The sequence below is a fragment of the Moorena sp. SIO3B2 genome (genome assembly GCF_010692525.1).
Classification (GTDB): Bacteria; Cyanobacteriota; Cyanobacteriia; order Cyanobacteriales; family Coleofasciculaceae; genus Moorena; species Moorena producens.
The window spans coordinates 1-20,756 of sequence record NZ_JAAHHE010000108.1 but is presented as its reverse complement, the minus strand read 5'-3'; the positions used below and the strand labels follow the sequence as shown (position 1 = coordinate 20,756).

The 20,756-nt window shown below is 38.4% G+C and carries 23 protein-coding genes and 1 pseudogene; 20 read left to right on the top strand and 4 right to left on the bottom strand.

What is annotated here, in order from left to right:
- Positions 1-257: 257 nt before the first annotated feature.
- Positions 258-608: a hypothetical protein gene (locus tag F6K38_RS21105; protein WP_287357357.1), complete on the top strand. Its 351-nt coding sequence runs from the start codon at positions 258-260 to the stop codon at positions 606-608.
- Between the two features lie 114 nt (positions 609-722).
- Here the strand turns inward: F6K38_RS21105 and F6K38_RS21100 are convergent, their stop codons facing one another.
- Entirely contained in the window at positions 723-2,222 is a 1,500-nt protein-coding gene (locus tag F6K38_RS21100; protein WP_287357355.1) for a thymidylate synthase, read from the bottom strand.
- 79 nt (positions 2,223-2,301) lie between these two features.
- On the opposite strand from F6K38_RS21100, the gene F6K38_RS21095 reads away from it, so the two are divergent.
- The gene (locus tag F6K38_RS21095) at positions 2,302-3,204 is read left to right on the top strand and encodes a class I SAM-dependent methyltransferase (protein ID WP_287357353.1); all 903 of its coding nucleotides are present in this window, start codon (positions 2,302-2,304) and stop codon (positions 3,202-3,204) included.
- Position 3,205: 1 nt separating this feature from the next.
- Here the strand turns inward: F6K38_RS21095 and F6K38_RS21090 are convergent, their stop codons facing one another.
- Positions 3,206-3,778: a DUF4417 domain-containing protein gene (locus tag F6K38_RS21090; protein ID WP_287357351.1), complete on the bottom strand. Its 573-nt coding sequence runs from the start codon at positions 3,776-3,778 to the stop codon at positions 3,206-3,208.
- Between the two features lie 306 nt (positions 3,779-4,084).
- Between F6K38_RS21090 and F6K38_RS21085 the strand changes: the two genes are divergently transcribed.
- From F6K38_RS21085 to F6K38_RS21055, 7 genes are all read left to right on the top strand, one after another.
- Complete coding sequence (locus F6K38_RS21085; protein WP_287357349.1) at positions 4,085-4,651, top strand: hypothetical protein; 567 nt, start codon at positions 4,085-4,087, stop codon at positions 4,649-4,651.
- Between the two features lie 96 nt (positions 4,652-4,747).
- Positions 4,748-5,836 carry a hypothetical protein gene (locus F6K38_RS21080; protein WP_287357347.1) on the top strand — a complete coding sequence of 363 codons (1,089 nt, stop codon included), beginning with the start codon at positions 4,748-4,750 and terminating at the stop codon, positions 5,834-5,836.
- 3 nt (positions 5,837-5,839) lie between these two features.
- Positions 5,840-6,619: a TIR domain-containing protein gene (locus tag F6K38_RS21075; RefSeq protein WP_287357345.1), complete on the top strand. Its 780-nt coding sequence runs from the start codon at positions 5,840-5,842 to the stop codon at positions 6,617-6,619.
- Between the two features lie 174 nt (positions 6,620-6,793).
- Positions 6,794-7,285, top strand: coding sequence for a hypothetical protein (locus F6K38_RS21070; protein WP_287357343.1), 492 nt, complete (start codon positions 6,794-6,796; stop codon positions 7,283-7,285).
- 687 nt (positions 7,286-7,972) lie between these two features.
- Positions 7,973-9,241: a helix-turn-helix domain-containing protein gene (locus F6K38_RS21065; protein ID WP_287357341.1), complete on the top strand. Its 1,269-nt coding sequence runs from the start codon at positions 7,973-7,975 to the stop codon at positions 9,239-9,241.
- Positions 9,232-9,717 carry a hypothetical protein gene (locus F6K38_RS21060; RefSeq protein WP_287293777.1) on the top strand — a complete coding sequence of 162 codons (486 nt, stop codon included), beginning with the start codon at positions 9,232-9,234 and terminating at the stop codon, positions 9,715-9,717. Before F6K38_RS21065 ends, F6K38_RS21060 begins: the two co-directional genes overlap by 10 nt.
- Positions 9,710-10,399: a thermonuclease family protein gene (locus F6K38_RS21055; RefSeq protein ID WP_287357339.1), complete on the top strand. Its 690-nt coding sequence runs from the start codon at positions 9,710-9,712 to the stop codon at positions 10,397-10,399. The genes F6K38_RS21060 and F6K38_RS21055 overlap by 8 nt, the downstream gene beginning before the upstream one ends.
- Before the next feature lies 1 nt (position 10,400).
- Here F6K38_RS21055 and F6K38_RS21050 read toward each other — a convergent pair whose 3' ends face one another.
- Positions 10,401-10,523, bottom strand: coding sequence for a hypothetical protein (locus tag F6K38_RS21050; protein WP_287293783.1), 123 nt, complete (start codon positions 10,521-10,523; stop codon positions 10,401-10,403).
- Positions 10,524-10,787: 264 nt separating this feature from the next.
- Here F6K38_RS21050 and F6K38_RS21045 point away from each other — a divergent pair, with 264 nt between their 5' ends.
- The 11 genes and pseudogenes from F6K38_RS21045 (at position 10,788) to F6K38_RS21000 (ending at position 19,228) form a co-directional block, all read left to right on the top strand.
- Positions 10,788-11,108: a hypothetical protein gene (locus F6K38_RS21045; RefSeq protein WP_287293785.1), complete on the top strand. Its 321-nt coding sequence runs from the start codon at positions 10,788-10,790 to the stop codon at positions 11,106-11,108.
- 738 nt (positions 11,109-11,846) lie between these two features.
- Positions 11,847-12,128, top strand: a complete 282-nt coding sequence (locus tag F6K38_RS21040) for a hypothetical protein (protein WP_287357337.1) — start codon at positions 11,847-11,849, stop codon at positions 12,126-12,128.
- 35 nt (positions 12,129-12,163) lie between these two features.
- Positions 12,164-13,378: a hypothetical protein gene (locus F6K38_RS21035; RefSeq protein WP_287357335.1), complete on the top strand. Its 1,215-nt coding sequence runs from the start codon at positions 12,164-12,166 to the stop codon at positions 13,376-13,378.
- The gene (locus tag F6K38_RS21030; RefSeq protein WP_287357333.1) at positions 13,371-13,712 is read left to right on the top strand and encodes a hypothetical protein; all 342 of its coding nucleotides are present in this window, start codon (positions 13,371-13,373) and stop codon (positions 13,710-13,712) included. The genes F6K38_RS21035 and F6K38_RS21030 overlap by 8 nt, the downstream gene beginning before the upstream one ends.
- Before the next feature lie 246 nt (positions 13,713-13,958).
- Positions 13,959-14,750 (top strand): hypothetical protein, encoded by a 792-nt coding sequence (locus F6K38_RS21025; protein WP_287357332.1) that lies wholly within the window; start codon positions 13,959-13,961, stop codon positions 14,748-14,750.
- Positions 14,751-14,921: 171 nt separating this feature from the next.
- On the top strand, positions 14,922-15,320 hold the full coding sequence (locus F6K38_RS21020; RefSeq protein WP_287293795.1) for a hypothetical protein: 399 nt from the start codon (positions 14,922-14,924) through the stop codon (positions 15,318-15,320).
- Between the two features lie 163 nt (positions 15,321-15,483).
- The gene (locus F6K38_RS21015; protein ID WP_287357331.1) at positions 15,484-16,848 is read left to right on the top strand and encodes a hypothetical protein; all 1,365 of its coding nucleotides are present in this window, start codon (positions 15,484-15,486) and stop codon (positions 16,846-16,848) included.
- A 50-nt stretch (positions 16,849-16,898) separates the two neighbouring features.
- The gene (locus F6K38_RS21010; protein WP_287357329.1) at positions 16,899-17,624 is read left to right on the top strand and encodes a hypothetical protein; all 726 of its coding nucleotides are present in this window, start codon (positions 16,899-16,901) and stop codon (positions 17,622-17,624) included.
- Positions 17,621-18,070, top strand: a pseudogene (locus F6K38_RS43460) (DNA cytosine methyltransferase); the annotation flags it as partial. The gene F6K38_RS21010 and the pseudogene F6K38_RS43460, both read left to right, overlap by 4 nt.
- 10 nt (positions 18,071-18,080) lie before the next feature.
- A complete protein-coding gene (locus tag F6K38_RS21005) occupies positions 18,081-18,875 on the top strand; it encodes a hypothetical protein (protein ID WP_287293803.1) in 795 nt (264 codons plus the stop codon).
- A gap of 56 nt (positions 18,876-18,931) precedes the next feature.
- Complete coding sequence (locus tag F6K38_RS21000; RefSeq protein WP_287357327.1) at positions 18,932-19,228, top strand: hypothetical protein; 297 nt, start codon at positions 18,932-18,934, stop codon at positions 19,226-19,228.
- 321 nt (positions 19,229-19,549) lie between these two features.
- Here the strand turns inward: F6K38_RS21000 and F6K38_RS20995 are convergent, their stop codons facing one another.
- Complete coding sequence (locus tag F6K38_RS20995; protein WP_287357325.1) at positions 19,550-20,482, bottom strand: Dam family site-specific DNA-(adenine-N6)-methyltransferase; 933 nt, start codon at positions 20,480-20,482, stop codon at positions 19,550-19,552.
- Between the last annotated feature and the right edge of the window lie 274 nt (positions 20,483-20,756).

Here is a 20,756-nt window from a genome sequence, read left to right as displayed (position 1 = left end):
GAGGTTACGAGCTGGTGCTGTCTCCGCCTGCGCGAATTTATCTTAGAAGTTCGCGCATCTCCGCCTCTCAGGCGCTCCATATTTTCTCTAAACTGGATAAGCCCGCGATCACTACTCCCATTTGCCAACTCTTCATCGAAAAGGGGTTTGGGGCAGCGCCCCAGGGGGGTCCGGGGGGCAAAGAACCCCCCGAATAGGGGTGTGGGGTGTCCCCACATACAGCTCGCCGATCAGGCGTTTTATTATCTATATCTAAGATGAAAACAGAAGAAATATTACATAAGATAGATCAACGATTCTCGTTTAGGATTATTATCCAGAGTGATTTATATGATGGGCTTGAATCGATTCGTTGTTTGGTTATGTCTTTAGAGTCTAATGAAGAACCAGAATCAAATCCTTTGCTTTTACGCTCCAATAAAGTCATACTATGGTTTGGACAAGCCAATAGTCTGATAAATTCTTATAAGCGAATGTTAGAGGATGATAAAGCAGATAATATTTCGCAATATTTGATCTTGGTATGGTCACAGAAATATCGCCATTATATGGATAAGTCATTCGAATGGGAATCTTTATCTCAAGGCAAGCCTCAGCGCGATCGCTAATTTTCAAGTCCAATTTCTCTAAACCCGTTGAAGTGACCTTGAGAAACGTCCATATCAGACATAGATATGGACGTTTCCTGTTTGCATTAACTTAAAAGTGCTATTGAACCTAACTTATAATTGTAGAAAAGTTTCGTTATTGACAAGTGAATATTTTGCTTTCTGTATTTGCATACCTAAATATACCGCATGGCTAGGTTGTATTGATATATTGTCACTACAAATCTTTCTGCCCAAATTTACAATATTTTTATCACGATAAATACCGATTATTTCCCCACTGCCGGGAGTCGTTTGTTTTACTACAATATCCGAGCCTTCGGTCTCAACTAGAAAATTACCAATGGGGTCAGCATATTGTGTATGCTCTGAATTAATAAGCTTTTGATATTGGTCTTGAATAATTCTGTCAGCATAGTCATAGCAGTCGTCATAGATATGGGCACTTTGACTTATGGTGATCAATGGCCCCATGTTCAATGGGACTCCTGCGCGATCGCTAATCTGCTCTTTGATATACTGCTGTAGCGCTCTAAGCCCAAAGGCATTAGCTGGCCAGGCACTAAACATGTCATTGCTTCTCAAGGTGGCAGTTAAGGACAATTCATTATCTACAACTCTTAGCCAGATGTGATTTAGGCAAGGACTGCCCCCCTTCTCATGGTCTTTGACATCCCATAGGGACATCACTGCACTCGCAGCATCAATCTCACCAATGAGTTTAGTGATGACTTGCTCAATTTGATCCCGCTTGAACCAAGAACGTAGACGCTGACCATAGGTATATTTTACGCCTTCTACTACGGGTGCATCGTCTAAGATTTGATGAATGTATTTTTGGATAAAGTCGCGATCGCATGGTAAATAATTGGGCTGAGGGAAGTAAAATTCAGGAGGTTCTTCCGTTACTACTGCCACCAAGTCAATCAGCTCTTGCCACTGCCCATCATAACCTGTAGGTCGGATTGTCCCGATGGTCCTAATATGATGAATTATCTTGATCCATGTAGCAGAAATCGTCTTGCCTTCGAGACGATGCCCATAGCGTGATCCTGGCCTTGTATTAATATAATTTGGTTGACTAGTGTTTATAGAAGTTATGAATGGAGGTCCCCATGCTCCTAACTCTATATCTTTACAAGATTTGATTAACTGGATAGCTTTGTCAATTGAATTAGTCTTTTGTGCAAAGACAGCATTTCTTAGTTGCTCTAAAATAATCAATGGAATATCGATATCAATGTAACCTTTTATTGAAGAACAAATTATCCAGCATGGGCGGCCAGTCTCACTAACTCCCTCCTTAACCCCATGTCGAAAGAAATCCATTAGACAAGTTCCACCTCCAGCGTTATGATCCTCCTTGGTAGAATCTAAGATTATCAAGCATCGGACATATGGATTATTTAATAAGTTACGGATCAGAAGATTTATCCCTCGTGTGGGACTATATAATTGTCCTATTACAGCGAACTCGGAAGAATCTAGCTTTTTCGCAATGGCATCTTTAACTGTCCATCCTGTAACTATTGCTGTCCTGCCTGTCCCATAAATTAATTGGTTGGGCTTGTGTGCCGCATTATATCTATATTTTGGTAATATCTTGATATTCATCTTTATAATGTCAACAGTAGTACTATATTATCATCTAATGTCAATACTTCGACATAGATCAGCATTACACAGAAAAAAGATGTCTCGACCTGTCCTTATGGCTATAGAAAAGGGCATTCTTACCAAATCCATGTCAGTATTTGATTATGGTTGCGGATATGGCACTGATATGGATTTACTCAAAGATATGGGATATCTGAATGTCAATAGGTATGATCCATATTATTTCCCAGATCAAGAGTTAGTACCTTCTTCGTTGGTGTTCTTAAACTATGTAATCTCGGTAATAGAAAATTTGCCAGAGAGGGATCATGTATTACTGGATGCTTTATCATTAGCAAGCGATTTCCTGATAGTAGCTCTTCTGCATGGAAAGCATAATGAACAATATATGTCTAAATACCATTGTAAATATATGGATGGAATTATCAATAAGACATTTGGAAGTTTTACGAAATCGTTTTCACAAGAGGAAGCATCATCTTATATCATGGCGGTTTCGGGATATTACCCTGAAAGCATTGGCCAAGGTATATTCTTGATAGATAAATCTTATGAGCCTATTTTACCGCCTGTAAATCTATATTCTGAATATACGGCTCAAGCTCTATATAGATTAACAAAAACTCTAAAAAAAAGGATAAATAAATTAAGCCGTAAATGGATTCTTCCTGACGGAGTCACAATCCAAGTCTACAAGAAAGGTAACGACAATCAGCACTGCTACTATAGATTGGTTTCACGCAAGAAATTTCTTTGCCATATCGGTGCTCCAAAAATGCTGAAAAGCAAGCATCTAGGAAGACCTTCATCGACAGCTTATCACGAGGCTGTTAATGCTCTTGGGAGGAAAATAGAAATCGCTGTACTCCTAGCAAGAATCTCCCATATTAAATCTGTGATCAAATTTCTTCTTAATAAACCTAAGGCAACAAAAACAATGCGTTGCACTATTCCTGGCTTTATCCCTGACATTCTTTAAGCTATTGCGATCGCATATACAGCCATGATCTATTCTCGCATTCTGTTCGCATAGCAGGGCTATTTGCGTTATCTATAACTAGGAAAGAGATATCATCACTCCTAGCATGTATCTTTGCTAGGTTGTACTGTTTGTCAATATACCCTAGATCTGCTTCAGCAGAAATGGAAAAAGATTTCCATCCGTACGGAACCCCTAGCAGGTGATATTTAGATTGATTAGTTGGCCAATGCATATCTACCCAGATTCTTATCCTCTTTTCTTGTAGGTACCTACTTAGCCAGCGTTTTGCATAGACATATCCAATTATGTAGGCTAGGGGCTTATCTGCTGTGTCTATATATATCTCGCCACATGACAGAGGCTTTAATGCTGTAAGCTTTGACGGCTTCCTTAGTAGACTTGAGCAGTTGATATATTCTGTGTAAAAGTTAAAGCTCTTAGCTCTACCTCGTCTTTTTATTGTTCCAGGCCATTTGCAATGTGGCTCATCTATCCCAATAGATTGAAGCTCTGGGATTAGCATCGGGATGTCATATGTGTCTACATGTGTTAAGATTTCTTGAATTGTCATTCAGCCAAATCCTCTTTGTCTTGCATGGAATGCGTTTGAAAGCCAGTTATAACCTATAAATCTTGTCTTTTATCGTTACGGCATCTTATTTTTTAGAGAATACCAAAATCATTCTGGCTGTAATTGCCTGCAAATTTCTTAATTTTATCCTAGTTTGCATTTTTCGTCTCTTACCGCCATTCTCTAAAATAATAAAATTGACTCACTAATCTGGTTGATTTTCTTCGTGAATATTGTGGTCAAGTTGTTAATCCTTCCATTGATGCACTATCATGTAGCTGTAAACTAGATTAAATTTAAAGTAAAATGCCTGATCCTTTGATTTTGAGTAGAACTAATATTCAAACAATCTTGAATAAACAATCAGACAAAATAAAGACTTATCTAGCTCTGCTTACTGAGAAAGACACAACTTCCAATGTTCAATCAGTGAACTCTGCCGACTATTTGACCAATTGGAATATCACCGATGACACATTGCTTAATCAGATACTGACCTTGAGCAAGATGACTCCATCACCTTTCACTTTCTCTATTCCCTCAATACAACTAGACTGGGTAACAGAGCCAGTCTATACGCAGACGGAGGAACAAGTTAAAGACCAGATGCGTAAAGTTATCATAGATGATTATACACAAATAACTTTTGCGGCAATCTTTTTCAAGAAACAAGAAACAGATCCAACTAAGTCAAGTTTAGTCCAAACAGTGAATCCCGAGGATTTTTCCACACCAACTAGTGTAGGTGGTTGGGGTATCAGCCAAGATGTTTTTATCAAAGAGATTATTCATATCTCTACAAAGAGTAAAGAAAACTTTACTCTTACTATTCCAAACCTTACTTTGACTTGGTTACAGACTGTCCACTCTTAACTTGGCGTCTTCTTCAGATATATCCAATCCGTGTATTCACTACCCAATGAGTCAATGCTCATTGGGTATACTATTATTAAGTGTTTGAGAAAAACTATGCCAATACCAAACGTTAATGCTGAGAATCAAAATTTTGTTATAACTACTGACTTACTTCAGGAACTGTCAAAGTTGTCTATAAATGCAGGATTCTATTATTTATTGTTAAGGCAGAGGGGTACATCAACTGATACTGAAGCAACCCACACTGTCTCTGTGCAGAGTTCTGATTTAGAAACTTTCGTTGAGATAGATGATAAATATGAGATAAGTGAAGGTATTCAACTAAAATATTTTCGAGAATTAAATAATCTAGGGCTCTTAACAGGTCTAAGTTACGACAGCTTTAGGGTAAAATTTTCAAATCAATTTGACCCAATTTCTTTGGGAACAATCCCAAACTTGCTAAACAGAAAATTAATAACAGAAGAGACTGCGTTAGTGCATACCATAAGAAATTTTGGCAGTAATACTTATTACGATATAAATAAATCTCAATTAGCTGGGAGTGGTTACACTGATCTAGAGTTTATAGAGAATGCTCTTATCAAGAATATTAGCCGGTTATATATCCAGGACGATGAAATTCAGTCTGCTGGGACACTGAGAATTACTCTAAATAGGATTACGTATATTATGCCTCCTTTGTCTGGCAAAAATATTTCTATATCAGAACTAACTTATTTACGTAACGAAAAGATATTGTCTGATCAGCAGTATCATTTTCTTATAATGTGCATAATTTCCGATTCAGGTAATGTCAAAGGTCAGAGTCTAAAAGATTATAGCATTAATCTTGATAAGTTTACAAAAGATTTAAAAGTATTTGAAAGGAAGCAATTATGTAGTTTAAAGCAATCAAACTTTAACATCGTGATTCATCCTCCATTGTTCAACAACAATGAGTCTTATGTGTCTAACGAAAAATTACTCGACGATTTGCAGCTATGGCATTGGGAACTTTATAACATGGCTCCGCCTGGAGAGGGCGAAAGGGGTATGGCCATTAATCCATATAACTTAGCTCTCTCTAATAAGGCTATTAATAGTCAGCAGTTAATCTCATTCCAATTTTTCCTTAAGCTTCTTTCCAATCTTGCAGAGAGAAATTGGATCGAAGTTACTGATCTAGAAATAATTGTTTAAAGCATGAACAAGAAACTTGTAACTTGCTTTATAAGTTACAGCAGAAGAGAGTCAAGTATTTTTGTAGAAAAACTAATTAGCTCTCTTCCTGAGATAACTTTTTGGGTAGATAAAAGTATTATTCCTGGAACTACTTGGAAGATAGAGCTTGTTGATGCAATTAGGAATAATGATGTTTTCTTGTATATTGCATCAGATAGTTCCATGAAAAGCATTTATTGTGAACTGGAGTTATTAAATGCCATAAGCAATAGCAAGCCAGTCATTCCAGTGATAGGGGAATGTGTAGATATAGGCCAACATGAAATACTCCAGTCAATTCAAGGAGTGGTCTTAGAGAATGATCAAGAGAAAGATTTTACTAAGATTAAAAAAGCTATATTAAATGCTGTGAAGATTAAAGTTGATAGCACTATTTCTAAATTGATTATTTTCGAGGATGCTAGATTCAAAAATACTATAATTCTGAATGGTAATAGAATCTCTATAGGCAGAAATCCCCAATACACTCCTTGCTCATCTCTGGTAAAAGTTGGAGATAAATATACAAGCAAGCATCATTTAGACATAATTAAGATTAGTAATAGGTGGATCCTGGAAAACAAATCATTAAATGGCACATATGTGAATCACAAGCTATGTGAGGCTAAGGTTCTAATAAATAATGATGTAATCCATATAAGTAAAAACATATATCTGAAATACCAGGAGGAAAGTATCTCAGATATATTAATCGATTACGATTCTACAGTTTCTAGCCATCCCTCTGATGAATGTAGCTAGTCATTATCTCGAATGCGATCGCACTGTGGATGATATCCCAACCGGTGCTTTTAGAACTGCCTTTGCCCGCAAATCTGTTTTACGATGGCCATAGGGGGCTATTACCAAGAGTAAAGCAGACTTGACTTTTCCTTGACTTTTATATCTCTACCATATATACTAGAGATAGTAGAGTTGGGGATAACCAAAGTTATCATGTATTACCCTAGAATTTATATAGCAGTAGAGCCTGACGATTCTATCGCATGGATTCCATTCGACCGATTTGAATCATGGATTTTCTTCAATGGCTATGCTTATGATGTAAAATCGACTGATCTTCAGCAAGCATTTAGTCTTCTTGAAGATCTATGGACTTATGCTTTAGTCTATAAAGAGATAATGGGTGATTGGCAAGATGCTAAATATCTTCGTGCAACTGATCTAATTAGCGAGCATTTAAAGCATCCAATCAGAATCGCAATGCTAACAAAACTAATTCCGTTACAAGGAGTCATCCCTTTATCAATAAGTACCCCTATTTTTAGTTTTGAATCAGTATCATGCTCATGTCTTGAAGGGCATCATCGGGCTTTAGCTCTAAAATATTTAGGATTTACTCATTTCCCAGCTTATCTTAGTGGCTATACTAGTGAGCTCCGCTATCTGATTGCAGTCAATGGCTAAGGTGAAATTTAGTTGGCCGTAAAAGAAAGCCCCGCACCTCAATCCGAAGGATGAGTGTGGGGTGAATTTTGCGCAGGGTATGCACAGAACAGGGGAATAGGCTTCAGCTCCTGATAAGTTGAACGGCTTGTTAATGATTTTGTGGAAATCTAGCCTCATTAATGCGTCAGCTTGATGATACCATTATCTATACTTTATGGATAAAGATCTAGGTGCTTACTTTTTTCTTAAAGCTTTCCACTAATTCAGGGTGAAGATAAAGATTTTTGCTTACGAAGCGATCCTCACAAAAGAATAATATCGGGTTCCCGCTATAGAACCGCTTTATATGCTTTACCTCACTTTGTGTGTCTTTAGATCCTATCCACTCAAATATCAAAGATTTATTTATACCTAAATTAACATAATCAACTTTTACTAGTTGATTTTTTTTCGCTGTTTTTTTCTGCATCTTGTTCATCCTCGAAAAGACTGCTACATTTGCGGCTTCTCTATAGCTAAGGCCAAAACCTGAAAATTTAGCTTTATCTGCTTTACTTTTGACACTATTGTGCGCTATAATCTTCTTGCCTAAAAAAAGTCCAGATAGGAATCAATAGGGTGCAACCCATCATCCTATCTGGTTATAACACAAAAAATCCTTTAGTTCACAGGTATAATTATAACATATTCTTTATCCCTATAGTAATGATGGAAAAAATCCTTCTTAGCTCACAACCTGTAATCTACAGCACAGAGATAGAAGAATTACTGAATTCACGTGTTGCAGCAGCAATTTTACAAGAAATTCATTTCTGGACATATGGAATACTCATAGACAATCCCCAATCAGAAGTTGGGGTAGAACATGAGTACTGGGATGAGGGCAGCGATAAAGCCATAAGTAGAAGGTTCTATTATAGGACTTATTCCCAGCTAGCCACAAAGATTGGAGTTAGCTCACGAACTGTTTGCCGGGCAATTTCTTTATTGAAAGAACAGGGGCTTATCCTGGTCAAAAAACTGAATGCTGATAAGCGAAGAAGAGTAAACTATTATACCGTTCTGTATACGAAACTGAGGGAGCTGCTATCAGCTGGTACCGGAACCAGCCCAGATCATCCACTATCCGATGATCTGGATATGCCGGACAGCACACAAAAACCTGACATGTCAGAAGAATCTAAAGCCTTAGAGAAACTTGGAGTGGATATAAATTCCATTAGTGGCTTGCTGGTTAAGTATAAAAAGAATTGTGGTATATGCATAGATCTCTTAAGACAGGCGGTTCAAGAGCGAGATATTAAAAATATTACCGGCTATTTTGTCTCTCTATTGAAAAATGCTGACCCTAAAAATGAGCATTCGCTTGAAAATGGCAACAATGAACATATAATTAGCACCCAAAACAATGGAATAGACCATATACCCCAGCCTCCACCTGATTTTGTACGCTACTGCGAACAACATGTTGATATAAAAGCTTATCGATTTATGGTAAATTATGCTGGTTATAATCCAGAATGGACCGCTATCTTCAAGACAGGCAGAAGATATATTCCATTCTCTGAGATGCAGCAGTTCCAAGGGTTCCAGGATTTTGTCGCCTCTTGTCCTGATCAGGAACCTGATCAGAGTCAGGAACCTGATCAGAGTCAGGAACCTGATCAGAGTCAAGAACCTGATCAGAGTCAAGAACCTGATCAGAGTCAAGAACCTGATCAGAGTCAAGAACCTGATCAGAGTCAAGAACCTGATCAGAGTCAAGAACCTGATCAGAGTCAAGAACCTGATCAGAGTCAGGACTTGGACTATCATCTAGATGATGATCAAGGCATAAACCCATGTGCAAAGCCCCTAGATCTTTTCTCAGCTTTCCACCATAATCCATCCGCAAACAAGAAAATTCTTCTTGAGTTTCAACGCTTATTTGCTCATCGCTCAGAAGTTATGGATCAGTTAGATAAATGGAAATAATTGGACAAATCGTAACAAAAAATAATGTTATTGGTACTGTTGTTCGGGAGGCAGAAAATAATTCAGTTGATGTTAATTGGTGGTGGTCTACTGAGTGGACCGATGCTGATCACCTAGAGAGGGAATATCTTAAAGATATTAAATTTATTGGTTGTTGTGATCAAAAACCTTTTCTATGCTTTCCCCCTGCCTATAGTAGACAGGTGGGTACTTTATACAAATTTACTATCTTCAGGGAAGTGCAAAAGGGGACTATCGAGTATCCAAAAGTTGACAGTGATCGTGACATTAATAATATCAATCATTGGTACTGGGGGCTGAATATAAAAATATTTAGGAAAGGTAAATGGGTGAGTCGTAGCTATGGGGTTAAGCGCAACTTAGTCCAAGAGGTTCGCCGTGCTCAGGAATGCAATAAAAATTATTTGTATATAGTTGAGCAGATACTAGGAAAAAAAATTCATATAAATGCATAAAGTCGCATCTTTATTAGTAGAGAATCTACCCACATTCTACCCTTGTGATTTTAGCAGGCTGGAAGAATGGCGGGTGGTTTTTGTGTACGATGGGGATACCTTCCTCGTATCTAGGAAAGGTATTTCGAAAACTATACGCTTGGCATACATTGATACTGCCGAGACCCGTAGAGACTCAGATCAGAGGATTGAAAGTATAAATTCGGTAAACGATATTTATGCACATCAATTTAGATACGGCGATTTAGCAAAAGACTTTGCATTCCGAACTTTGCTAAATAAAAAAGTTAGGATAAAGACTATAGATATAGATCGGTATGATCGATCAATAGCGGAAGTATATTTATTAGATCAGACTTTATTCCAGATTGAGCTTGTAAGGCATGGTCTGGCCTCAGTGTATTATCGTTATCTAGCAATAAGCTATGATCCACTAAGGGTATTGCTTGTTGTCAATGAGTATCTAGCAAAAACTAACCTTGAGGGTTTCTGGAGTAGTCCGCAGAGCGTCGTCCTGCCAGATATGTTCAGAAGATTAAAAAGGGTTCATCAGAAATTGGACGATAACGGGATCCTAGCATTCAATATTTTGTCTGACCGCATACTCCTAGACTTATCCAACCAAGACATCAGTCATGTTGAGGCACAAAGGCGGATGAATAGCCTAATATCGGATACATAGATTAATACCGTTGGATGCCGAACGAACGAACTAAACATCGATCGCAATGGACGCGATCGATGTTTTTATGTTTGGCATTGCGCCATATTGTCGTGATGCATTGCGCCATATTGTCGTGATGCATTGCGCCATATTGTCGTGATGCATTGCGCCATATTGTCGTGATGATCTATATACAAAGATTACTGCTAGATCACTAAGAGATCACACTGCTTGTGTGAAAATGTATAAACATATAGATAAGCATATAGATAAACATATGGATTAAGGTTTAAATGCTTAAGCTTTTCGATAATTTAAAAATTAGATTAGGAAGTATGTTCCGCCGCTTGACATTCCCATCTCTACAATATATAATAGAGATATAGAGCTTAAGGAGGTATACAAGTTGTTTATTAGCTACAATGACAAAAGAGTTTATCCCCATGGGACTAATGGGTATGACACGGGCGTCCGGATCAAAGTTCGCGGAGAAAAATATATTAGCTTTAAATTCCCACGTCTGTGGGAGCATCTGTTTTTCTCCCACATGTCACTTCTTGGCATAGGCAAGCAGCAATTATGCGATCGCATGGCCAAGCTATATGTCTCCCTGATTCTCAATAATGGCTCTTTGACACCACAACAGATTCAGGAGATCATAGATCAGGTGAAAGATTATGAGTTTGATCTTGCCGAAGAGAAGCGAATCATCAGCGATCAAGAGTAAAGTTGCCTTTGAATAAAAAGCAGTAGCTAACCCTAGCCACTCAGCTACTGCTGCTCAGCGAGTTGAACTGAATACCTTATTATATATGAAAATCTCAGATACAGATTATATCATTACGACATTGCTGTGGTCTATCTCTATCTATATCCTGTATTATCTAAGCTTTCGAATGATAATACTATGTATATAAGAGGATATGACCCGCCCCCAATAATCCAGTTGGCCAATAATGATGAAAGAGCATGGCGTTATTGTCTAGAGCGATATTATGAATCATAATTCTAAGAGATATGTCCAGAAGGCTAAAAATTGGCCACTGATTTCATTAAATAACCGCAAATTGCTTGGGATTTGTACTTTATGTTTTTTCCGGAAAGCCGAAGTTTCCCATCACTTGCATTATCGTAAGTCATGTATACGGAGAATGATAGGCTTATTACTTTTTCAAAAACCGACTGCAACTGTTATTGGCCATGAGTTACCCTTCTTTGATATAGTGCCACTCTGTAAGCGGTGTCATGGGGTTAAAACCTATCACAAAGGCAGTGCCCATAATTTTGGCAATTGGGTAAAGCATGAGAACAATCACTTTAACCATAATACTTATGTGTTTAAACTCAGAGTAAGATTGGCTTGGCTGATACTATTTCCAGTTTATAGGTTATTTTCTCTTTTTTTGTAAAAAATACCTATCTTGCACAAGACAAGATAGGTTCCTTAGGCTTACTGGGTACTACCATGAATGTTAACATTAGAAAACTCTTAGATGCAATAGAAATGTTAAGGGATATTCCCGGTTGTGAACTAGAAGTTTCTTCATTGAGCCACAAGGCTAAGGCAATGTATTCTCAAGACAAGGAGGGGAAAGAGGGGATACCTTTTATAGATTGCTGCACAGACGAAGAACTCATTGCTGCTGTGCAGCTAAGGGATGAAAGGTTAGGTCTATATCCTTTTATTGATCCTACAATTTTCGTGTATATCAAAAAGAATAGACCAAAAGTTTTCAGATATTTATAGATCTTGTCACACTTCTTTATTCTTTGGTGAAACCCATGATTCCATTAGACATTCGATTATATACGTGGCTCGACATAGAAGATGTCTTGTTGCGATCGCGAAAGCAAGAAAAATGGCCAGAAGGATTAGTCTGGGCTAGAAGCTATTGGAATGGATTAACTCTTGGTGTTCGTCCTGGTACTCACAGCTCAGTCAAAACATGGCTCCAGGGAGCCTATGAGCCTCGGCTCCAAGTTGATAGCCAATACGGCGATATTTATATTATTCTTGAAAGTATTCAGGACAATCAGCGAGCCTTACCGGTTTTTTTCCAAGAAACAGAGGAAGAGCCGCCAATCCCTAGGCTTATCCGAAGCCTGGATAGATCCACCATTATTTGGCGACAGGGCGAAAATCTGCAATTGCCAAGCGCTCTTCAAAGCGACTTGCCTTGTGTTGCAGCCCTCTATCCTACTGAAAGCAATGTAGGCCAGACGACTCATGCCTTAGCATTAGCAAAAGCATTGACTGTCGCCAATAAGAGGGTTCTTCTGATCGATGGCAACCTAGATCCTAGCATTAACCAGTTACGACAATCTAGGCTATCTTTCCCCTCAATTTGCCTCGCTGATTTTATTGCTTTAATCCATGAAGACTTTTCTTTGGGTTCAAAAGAAGTCATAGATCTAGTGGCTGAAAGGCTGAAGGACTCTCTAGTAAATGGAATATATTTCTTACCTTCTTTTCGTGGTAACAATAAACTAATTGACGTCAAGCTAAAGCGTTTGACAAGCAAAAATTATGGAAATCCCTTTTTCTTGACAGACGCTTTAGCCCTTCTTGGCAAGTCATTAGGAGTAGATGTTGTCTTAGTAGATCTGAAACCAGGTTTCTCAGACCTAGCTTTATTGTTGATCTCCGATCCACGGGTTCATCGAGCTGTTCTCTCAATAGCAAGCAGAAAAGCTATTTCTAAAATCAGGCATCTTTTTAGCTTCATCAGTCCAAGTGTATTTAGATCAGAAGCACTCCCACCCCCAGCTCTTGTATTAACTAAGTCTTTATATGCTGATCACGATCAGCATATGTTGAATGATGCTGCCTCGGTATTTTTCCAGAAACGTAAAGACACCTTGGCGATAATGACTCCTTCCATAGGAAAATTAGAAAACTTACCAGATGATCAGTGGAAAAGTCTTTACCGCATATCAAACTCTGAGCTACCTGTCCTAATGCACCCGTTTTTAAGCTGGTTATATAGTCATGAATAAAGTACAGTCATTCATCTCAGCCTTCTGCCATAAACGCTGGAATAATAGCAAAGGCTCTATGCTTATGAAGAAAGGTCTAATTATTTCAGATATTCAACAGATGAACAGTGTAGTCCTCTCCCATTGGTCGATAGATTCTTTAAACGACGATAGATTATCTCAAAGTATCATAGATGCTTTTTGCTTAGTTTATTCCCGTAGCGGTCTAGAAGCTCCTGTGTATTCCATGCAGCAATTAATTTATCTGGATAAAGCATTAATGTCTATCGGCTTAACGCTTTCGGATATTGCCTATGACAGTGATTTGCAAAAAAAATATCTAGGAGATACTTGATTTTTGCAAATATCTAGTATATAATCTAGTTATTGCTAAGATAGGAGGGTAAAAAGAAGTGATCGCTGCCGTCTACCAATATGGAGGAGGTATTTGACAGGAATTATTGAACATTAAGGTAATTATATTGGTCGGCCAGCCGACCAATATAAAGACATACTCTTATTAGCTTCATTATAGCTTTGGATCTAATCTAAAGTTTATCGTACAAAAAATAGACGATCGGACATACTTAATCCTAAAATCATGAAGAAAGTGGAACAAATAAATCTAGACGATGTAAATTCTGATGAGACCCCGATAGTCTTATCAGCCCCTCCCATCTATTTACCTGATGTTGAGCCATCGGATAATACTGTCGCACCTCTATTGTCAGATTTTACAGATGATCATATTGCTAGCATTTTTGCAAATGAGTTCTATGAGCAAGAGAATGGGTATGGTAGCACCTACATAGCCAATACCCTTGGCAAAAATGAGGGCACTGTTCGGAAGAAATATCTTGAATATTGCTCCGAGATATATCGCGAACGCTCTAATCTTCTTTACGTCAATAAAGAGAAATCTAAATACTCAAAATTATTTGTTCTGCACTGCATAAGGATATCTTTGCAATGCGATCGCAAGACTCAGCTGGTTACAAGCGAATGTTTCTTTTTGCGGGACGAGACTAATAATCCTGTACTCGTCATAAATGACAACAAAATTGGCAAGAAGCAGTACATTAAAAATTATCTTGCTAGTAATCCAGAGTTGGAGTTGAAGATCGAGAATAACTCTATACAGTTATATGACGGATACAGCCAAATTGATACGGTAAAAGTTGACTCAGAGCTGGACTCCCGTCACGAACTAAGTGTTCATCGAATTGAAAACTTGGCTACAAACATAGCTAATCTTAAGAGAATTGTTGCAAAAGCGGGAGCTCTAAATGGAAGAACAATAGGGTTAATGTATAATGAATCGCTGAACCAAGGCTTTGCAAGCGAAGTTGAGCGTGGCAATAAAGAGCTGGGGGAGATGATGGGGGGCACATGAAGCTTCCCCCGAAACTTCTTAAGCTTGCTTCTTCGCATGAGGTTGCTACCAAAATTATAGTTGGGGTGATCTCTATAGGGCTATCATTAACATATTTTGTTATGCAAGCTAGCGTCGCAAGGATCTTTAACGACTACATCGATAGCAAAGTAGAACAAAGGAGATAGATCAATGGATTATGATGCGCCGGGCAATATTGTTGAGTTAAAAAAACAATCCGCCAGGCTAGATGTGATGATCGCAAGCGAGGAGGTAAAGTACAAAACTACCGTCTTAGCTGGCAAAGTAGTCGATACTAAAACAGCAGAAGTCAGACTCGAAGGCAAAAAAATTAAGCATAACACTGCTCTTGTCAAGAATAGCAAGAGTCAGGTACTGCTTAACTATCATGAAAAATCATTACGCCTAAGTGAAGTCTACTATGACTTGAAGATTGAAAGCCATACTTTAGATGTGGCATCCCTAAGTGGTGAGGTGCAGGTAAAAGAGGCTAATCTTTTGGGTCTTGGTCTTTCGCTAGAAATTCCAGCACTTCAAGGCGTTGATACTCCCTCGTTGACGCCTGGTTAACCTATTTTAATGGCCTAGTACTAAGCTAGGCCATTTTTATTATGTCTCTAATATTACTTTTTATCATCAATATAGCAGTAAGGCTCTTGAAGTATTTACCACCAGGGGTAAGTTACATTGTTACTTGGGCTGCAATCACTATAACTTTATTTAGCCTAGTTTCATGGAAAATCCGTTCTTTAGTAAGAGATCTAAAAGATTAAAATTGTTGTTTTTAACAATGAATATATCTGCATGCATATCATTAATTGCTAGCTCAGATATAGAATCTTTATTATCTTCATTCGTAGGTCTTTCCTCTGGACTTATATGGCTTTGGATGTATGGTCGTAGCCACGCAATCCTAAACTTAGATATTTCTGAGATGGAGGCTAAATCTGAACTCCTGAACTCCGAGATGCTAAATGCCCTCAGTGTCAAGAAGGAGCAGTTAGAGGATCAGATGTTAGATGAGCTGGAGGAATTTAAGCAGGCTCAGTTATCAGAAATTACCAGGGAAACAAAGCAGATTCAACGTAGTAGGCTAGACTCTTTGAATACAGAGGTAGAAAATGTAAGGGATGAACTGAGGAAAGAGTGCGATCGCAAAAGGGCTCTTCTAGAGAACAGAGAAGTCGAGTTGGAGAATGAGCTCCTTGCGATGGATGCTAATAAAAAAGCTGAGAAGCATAGGCTTACTGTTATTGCCAACAAACAAGAGGCTATCTTTAATCAGAAGCTAGCAGAGCTAGATGAAAGCTGGAAAGAGCTAGAGCTGGAGAAGGCTAAAGTAATTAAAACTAAAGAATCTAACTTAGCTCAATTAATGGCGGCAAAGAACCAGGCAGAAATGGCATTGGAGGAGAATAAAAAAGAAGCTATAAGAGCTTATAACGAAAAAATCGATCAGATGAAAGTTGAGAACCAGGAGCTAAAGTCTGAAATTAGTGCGCTAACGTGGCAGCTGTCTCAAAAAGAGCCTGACTATCCACGTGGCTTAGAGCCAGATGTTGTAGCGGCTCGTGAGATTATGAAAATATTATTTTGTGAATATGATATTTTTTCCCATTTCTTGGGAAGCCTTTTATCTATGGACGAGATTCAGATAAAATTATCTATGGTTGGGACGACTAAATCTAAGCTGAATAGAATGAAAGATGATTTGAGGAATACTTTAAACCTTGTTAAGAGCCCAGAGATAGAAAGTGATGTTGGTGGTTATCGTTTTATTATTACGCCAAAATATTTAAATCCCGGGACTTACTCTGACTCTGATAATAGTGTTTCTGAGTTGTATATTCCCACCCAAGAGTTATTAGCTGATTTTAAATTGCCAACAACTCCATTTAGAGTATCTACTTTGATAAATAAACAAATAACTCAGAAAGAAGTCAATTGGATTTGGTGCTTAAGAAATAGGCTTAACCCACCATTGACACAAGTAAATCCAACCTTGAAAATAGTATGGAACGCTAATCCCGGAGACAATAAGACCTATATAATTGCCAAATATAGATATTCAGCAATTATGGATTTTTTATCTTGTTAATTAAATTTACGATACGATGCCTTCCTTTTTTTGGCTATAAATCATTTTCAATGGTTGCTAATGACGCAATGCATAGAACTCTAGCTGGTCAGGGAAAACTTCTAAAAATACCAAACACTAAGCTGTCTATTTTCCGAACTGCTTTGATCATGGGCGATCAGCTTCTTGCAAAAGAAGTGATTAATAGTGTAAGCTCAGTATGCTCTGAAGTCTTATGCCCAGAGAACTCAGGCATTAAAAATGGTGCTTTTGAATTTATGTTTTCCACAGATGGCATCAGATACTTATATTATTTTTGCAAAGAAAGAAATGTAGTCCTTCATGAGAAATTGGTCAGTTGGCCAGGCAGATATCCACGAGTGATATTTGAGAAATTATGTATCAACAATAAGATTAAGTGGCATTTTAATTCTAGTTTTAGACCGTCTAATAAGAAATATGGCAAGCAGCTTGGCTATACTAAACTCTCCATACCAAGATTTGAATCTGACATATCTCTTGTTGTTACTGAATTCTTCAAAAATATACAGTTTTGCGATCAATCAGTAGAGATTACCAAAAACAAGATTATTGATATTGTCTCAATGCCAAATAAAATATTGTTTATCGATAGCATTGACTATTATGAGCTATGGTCAATGCTGAAAGCTATCAATCAACACGAAGACGAGACGCCTGGCCAACATTCTACTCAGCTGATCTTAGCTGGTTATAATGGATTTGAAAATATCCTTTGTAAAGATCAGATCTGGCAAGTATCACCTCTTAATATATGACAGGTAAGAATATAACCGTATGTGGGCTTTTCGAGGGGATTGGAGGATTCCCTTTTGCTGCCAGTCAAATAAATCAGCAAGCATTGAGACAGGCAAATGAGCTGCCATTATTTGACTGGCTCATATCTACAGACAATGATCCTGACTCGATTGAAGTTCTCAGGAGAAATTTTAATCATAAAATTATAGATTCATGTATAAGAGACTTCCATGTCTCCCCTGGCATCAATCTAATCTTAGGTGGATTCCCTTGTAAGGGCACCACTGATGGTGGTACCAAAACTGGTCTGAACCATCCAGAAAGTTCATTATATAAGGAGTTTATAAGATGTGTGAAAGAGGCTCAGCCAGATATAGTGCTACTTGAACAGCCATCTGGTTTTATCTATCGGGGGTATGATACTTGGACATATGAAATATCAGAACTTGGATACAATAATCTGGATCCGATCATCATTGCGTGCTGCCAAATTGGCAGCGAAGCGAATAGAAACCGAGGAATTTACAGGCGAGTTAGACTTTTCTCTCTGTCCTACTATGCTGACAGGTTCTGCAGCATTCGGGCGTCCGAGTGGTACGACTGTATTCGAGACGTGGTGGAAGAAACTGCCAATTATCCAAACTGGCTCACAGTTGAGTATACAGGGGATGCTGTTATTGCATGGGTTCCCTCCGGATTGGCTGCCACCTCGTTGGATGAGTTCTCTCTCGACATGCGACGACAAAAAGGAAGGATTAGATCAAGGAAGCTTATCGGTAGAACTGTCACAGTCCCACAAGCTAGGATCGCTTTACTATCAGCTCGATGGCTATGGCAAAGGAAAAATTGTTAAGTACAAAGATTTGACAGGAATTTTGTTGCGTGTTATTGATACACATGGTGCTCAATATGCTGACGTCAAATGGTTCTATGGTATGGAGTGGAGTAGGATCCCACTCCATTACTTACAACCGGTGGCTGATGGACTTAGTAGTTTGTGTTGCACTATCCCTCGCAAAGCTTACCTATACTGCTATACACAGACAAAACAGAGTATTGATTACCCATTGATTCATGATCAACGTGATCGCGTCGAAGATTCCCATTTCTATTGGGCCATCAATGTCAAGATAAAAATCTATGGGAGATGGGTTAGCAAAAACTTCAGTGTTCCGCTATCAAAGCTGAATGAAGTCAGAGTTGCAGTTGCGAATCAAATTCCTGCAACTCAGATTATCCAAACTATTTTGCAAAAAAAAATTACACTGTAATGGCTTAATTTTAGCTTTTCTGCTAAAATAGTAGTGGAGACTAGAGTAGAGTTATAATGAATAGATTTTTAGCCAAAGTCTTAGCTTATTTTGACAATACTGAATATGATTATGATGTAAATACAGAAGAGACTGAATTTATTGATCTAAATGGAGAGATAGATAGTTATGACGAAGTGACAAAATTTACAATATTTCCATGCGATGATCCGAAGGACTGTAAGAATTTTACAGGATCTGATGCTGAATATATAGATGAACAATTTAACAGGAGGTTAACACCCAATTGCGGAGATAAAAAAGGTCATGAAATTACTCAACAATTTCTTAGGCAAAAATGGTATGAGTCTTGATCTATAATTTTAGCGATCGCTTTAGCAATCACAAGAGTCTGATCGATATTTTACCTGGATCTCATGATCCAGGTATTTTTTTTTGAGTCAAATTCTCTAAACTAGTGAGAATAGGGGTAAGAAGGTGGTATGTCAGACCGACCAGGGGATATTAGGCAGGTTCATGTCTATGTCTGATATTGACGTTGCTCAAGGTCGCCTCAGCGGGTTTAGAGAAAATGGATTTGAGGATTAGCGATCGCGCTGAGCCTCATGAGCCAACGTATACAAATCCCTTGCATATCTCGTTGGCTAAGACCCAGCGAGATATGCAATGCCAGATTAGGCAAATGATGTTACCACAAGTTCCCTTATCTTTTTGCGACTTTCTCCCTTAGCTGATATGCCCCTAGGAGCCATCACCCTTTTTATATTAAAATCAGAGTACAAATTATCGAAGAATGGATCTTCAGTCAAAGCTGTGGGATCAGGGGCACTAAGCAGTTGAAAAGCCCCTATTCTGTGCGCTTTTCGGAAGACTTTCGCTAAGCGGTATTGATCCTCATCTTTAAAGGCTGAAAAATAACTTGTAAAGTTGGAAGTCTTGCTCACTGGACGGTAAGGCGGGTCATAATAAATAAAAGTCTTTGGATTGACATATGGTAATATATGGCTAAAATCTCCACTTGTAATCTTGACGTTAGTGCTTTGAAGGCATTCGGATATGGCAATTAGATTTTTTTCTTCTAAGATACGTGGTTGTTTGTAGTCTCCGATAGGGACATTGAACTGATGATTTTTCTTGTTGAGGCGATATAGTCCGTTAAAGCAAGTTTTATTCAAGAAAATAGTAAGAGCTGCCCTTTTAACCCAGGTGGAATCATACGTACTAGCGGGCTTCGTTTTATCGAAAGTATTATATTCAGAACGTCTGTCGTAATAATATGCCTTCCTCTCGTCTTTATTTAACGAGAGGTAGTAGTCACTCATTACTGACAACTGGCTTATTAGCTTTTCAACCTCTGTCTTGATCACCATGTAGGCGATCGCAATCTCAGGGTTGATATCTGATAAATATATGTTTTTTACATGGTATTTCTTGACTATATCAAAAAATACTGTGCCTCCTCCTACAAAGGGTTCTATGTATGTCTCAATCTCATTGTCTTCGAATAAGGGCATATATTCATTTTGAAGTATAGATAATAGCCTTGTTTTGCCTCCCGCCCATTTTAGGAATGGATATGGAGTAGGTCGGTAAATAGTACTTGCCATTTTTTCTGTATGTGCCTTTATTGGAACAGATAATAAAACGCCTGATCGGCGAGCTGTATGTGGGGACACCCCACACCCCTACCGGGGGGTTCTTTGCCCCCCGGACCCCCCTGGGGCGCTGCCCCAAACCCCTTTTTCGATGAAGAGTGGCAAATGGGAGTAGTGATCGCGGGCTTATCCAGTTTAGAGAAAATATGGAGCGCCTGAGAGGCGGAGATGCGCGAACTTCTAAGATAAATTCGCGCAGGCGGAGACAGCACCAGCTCGTAACCTC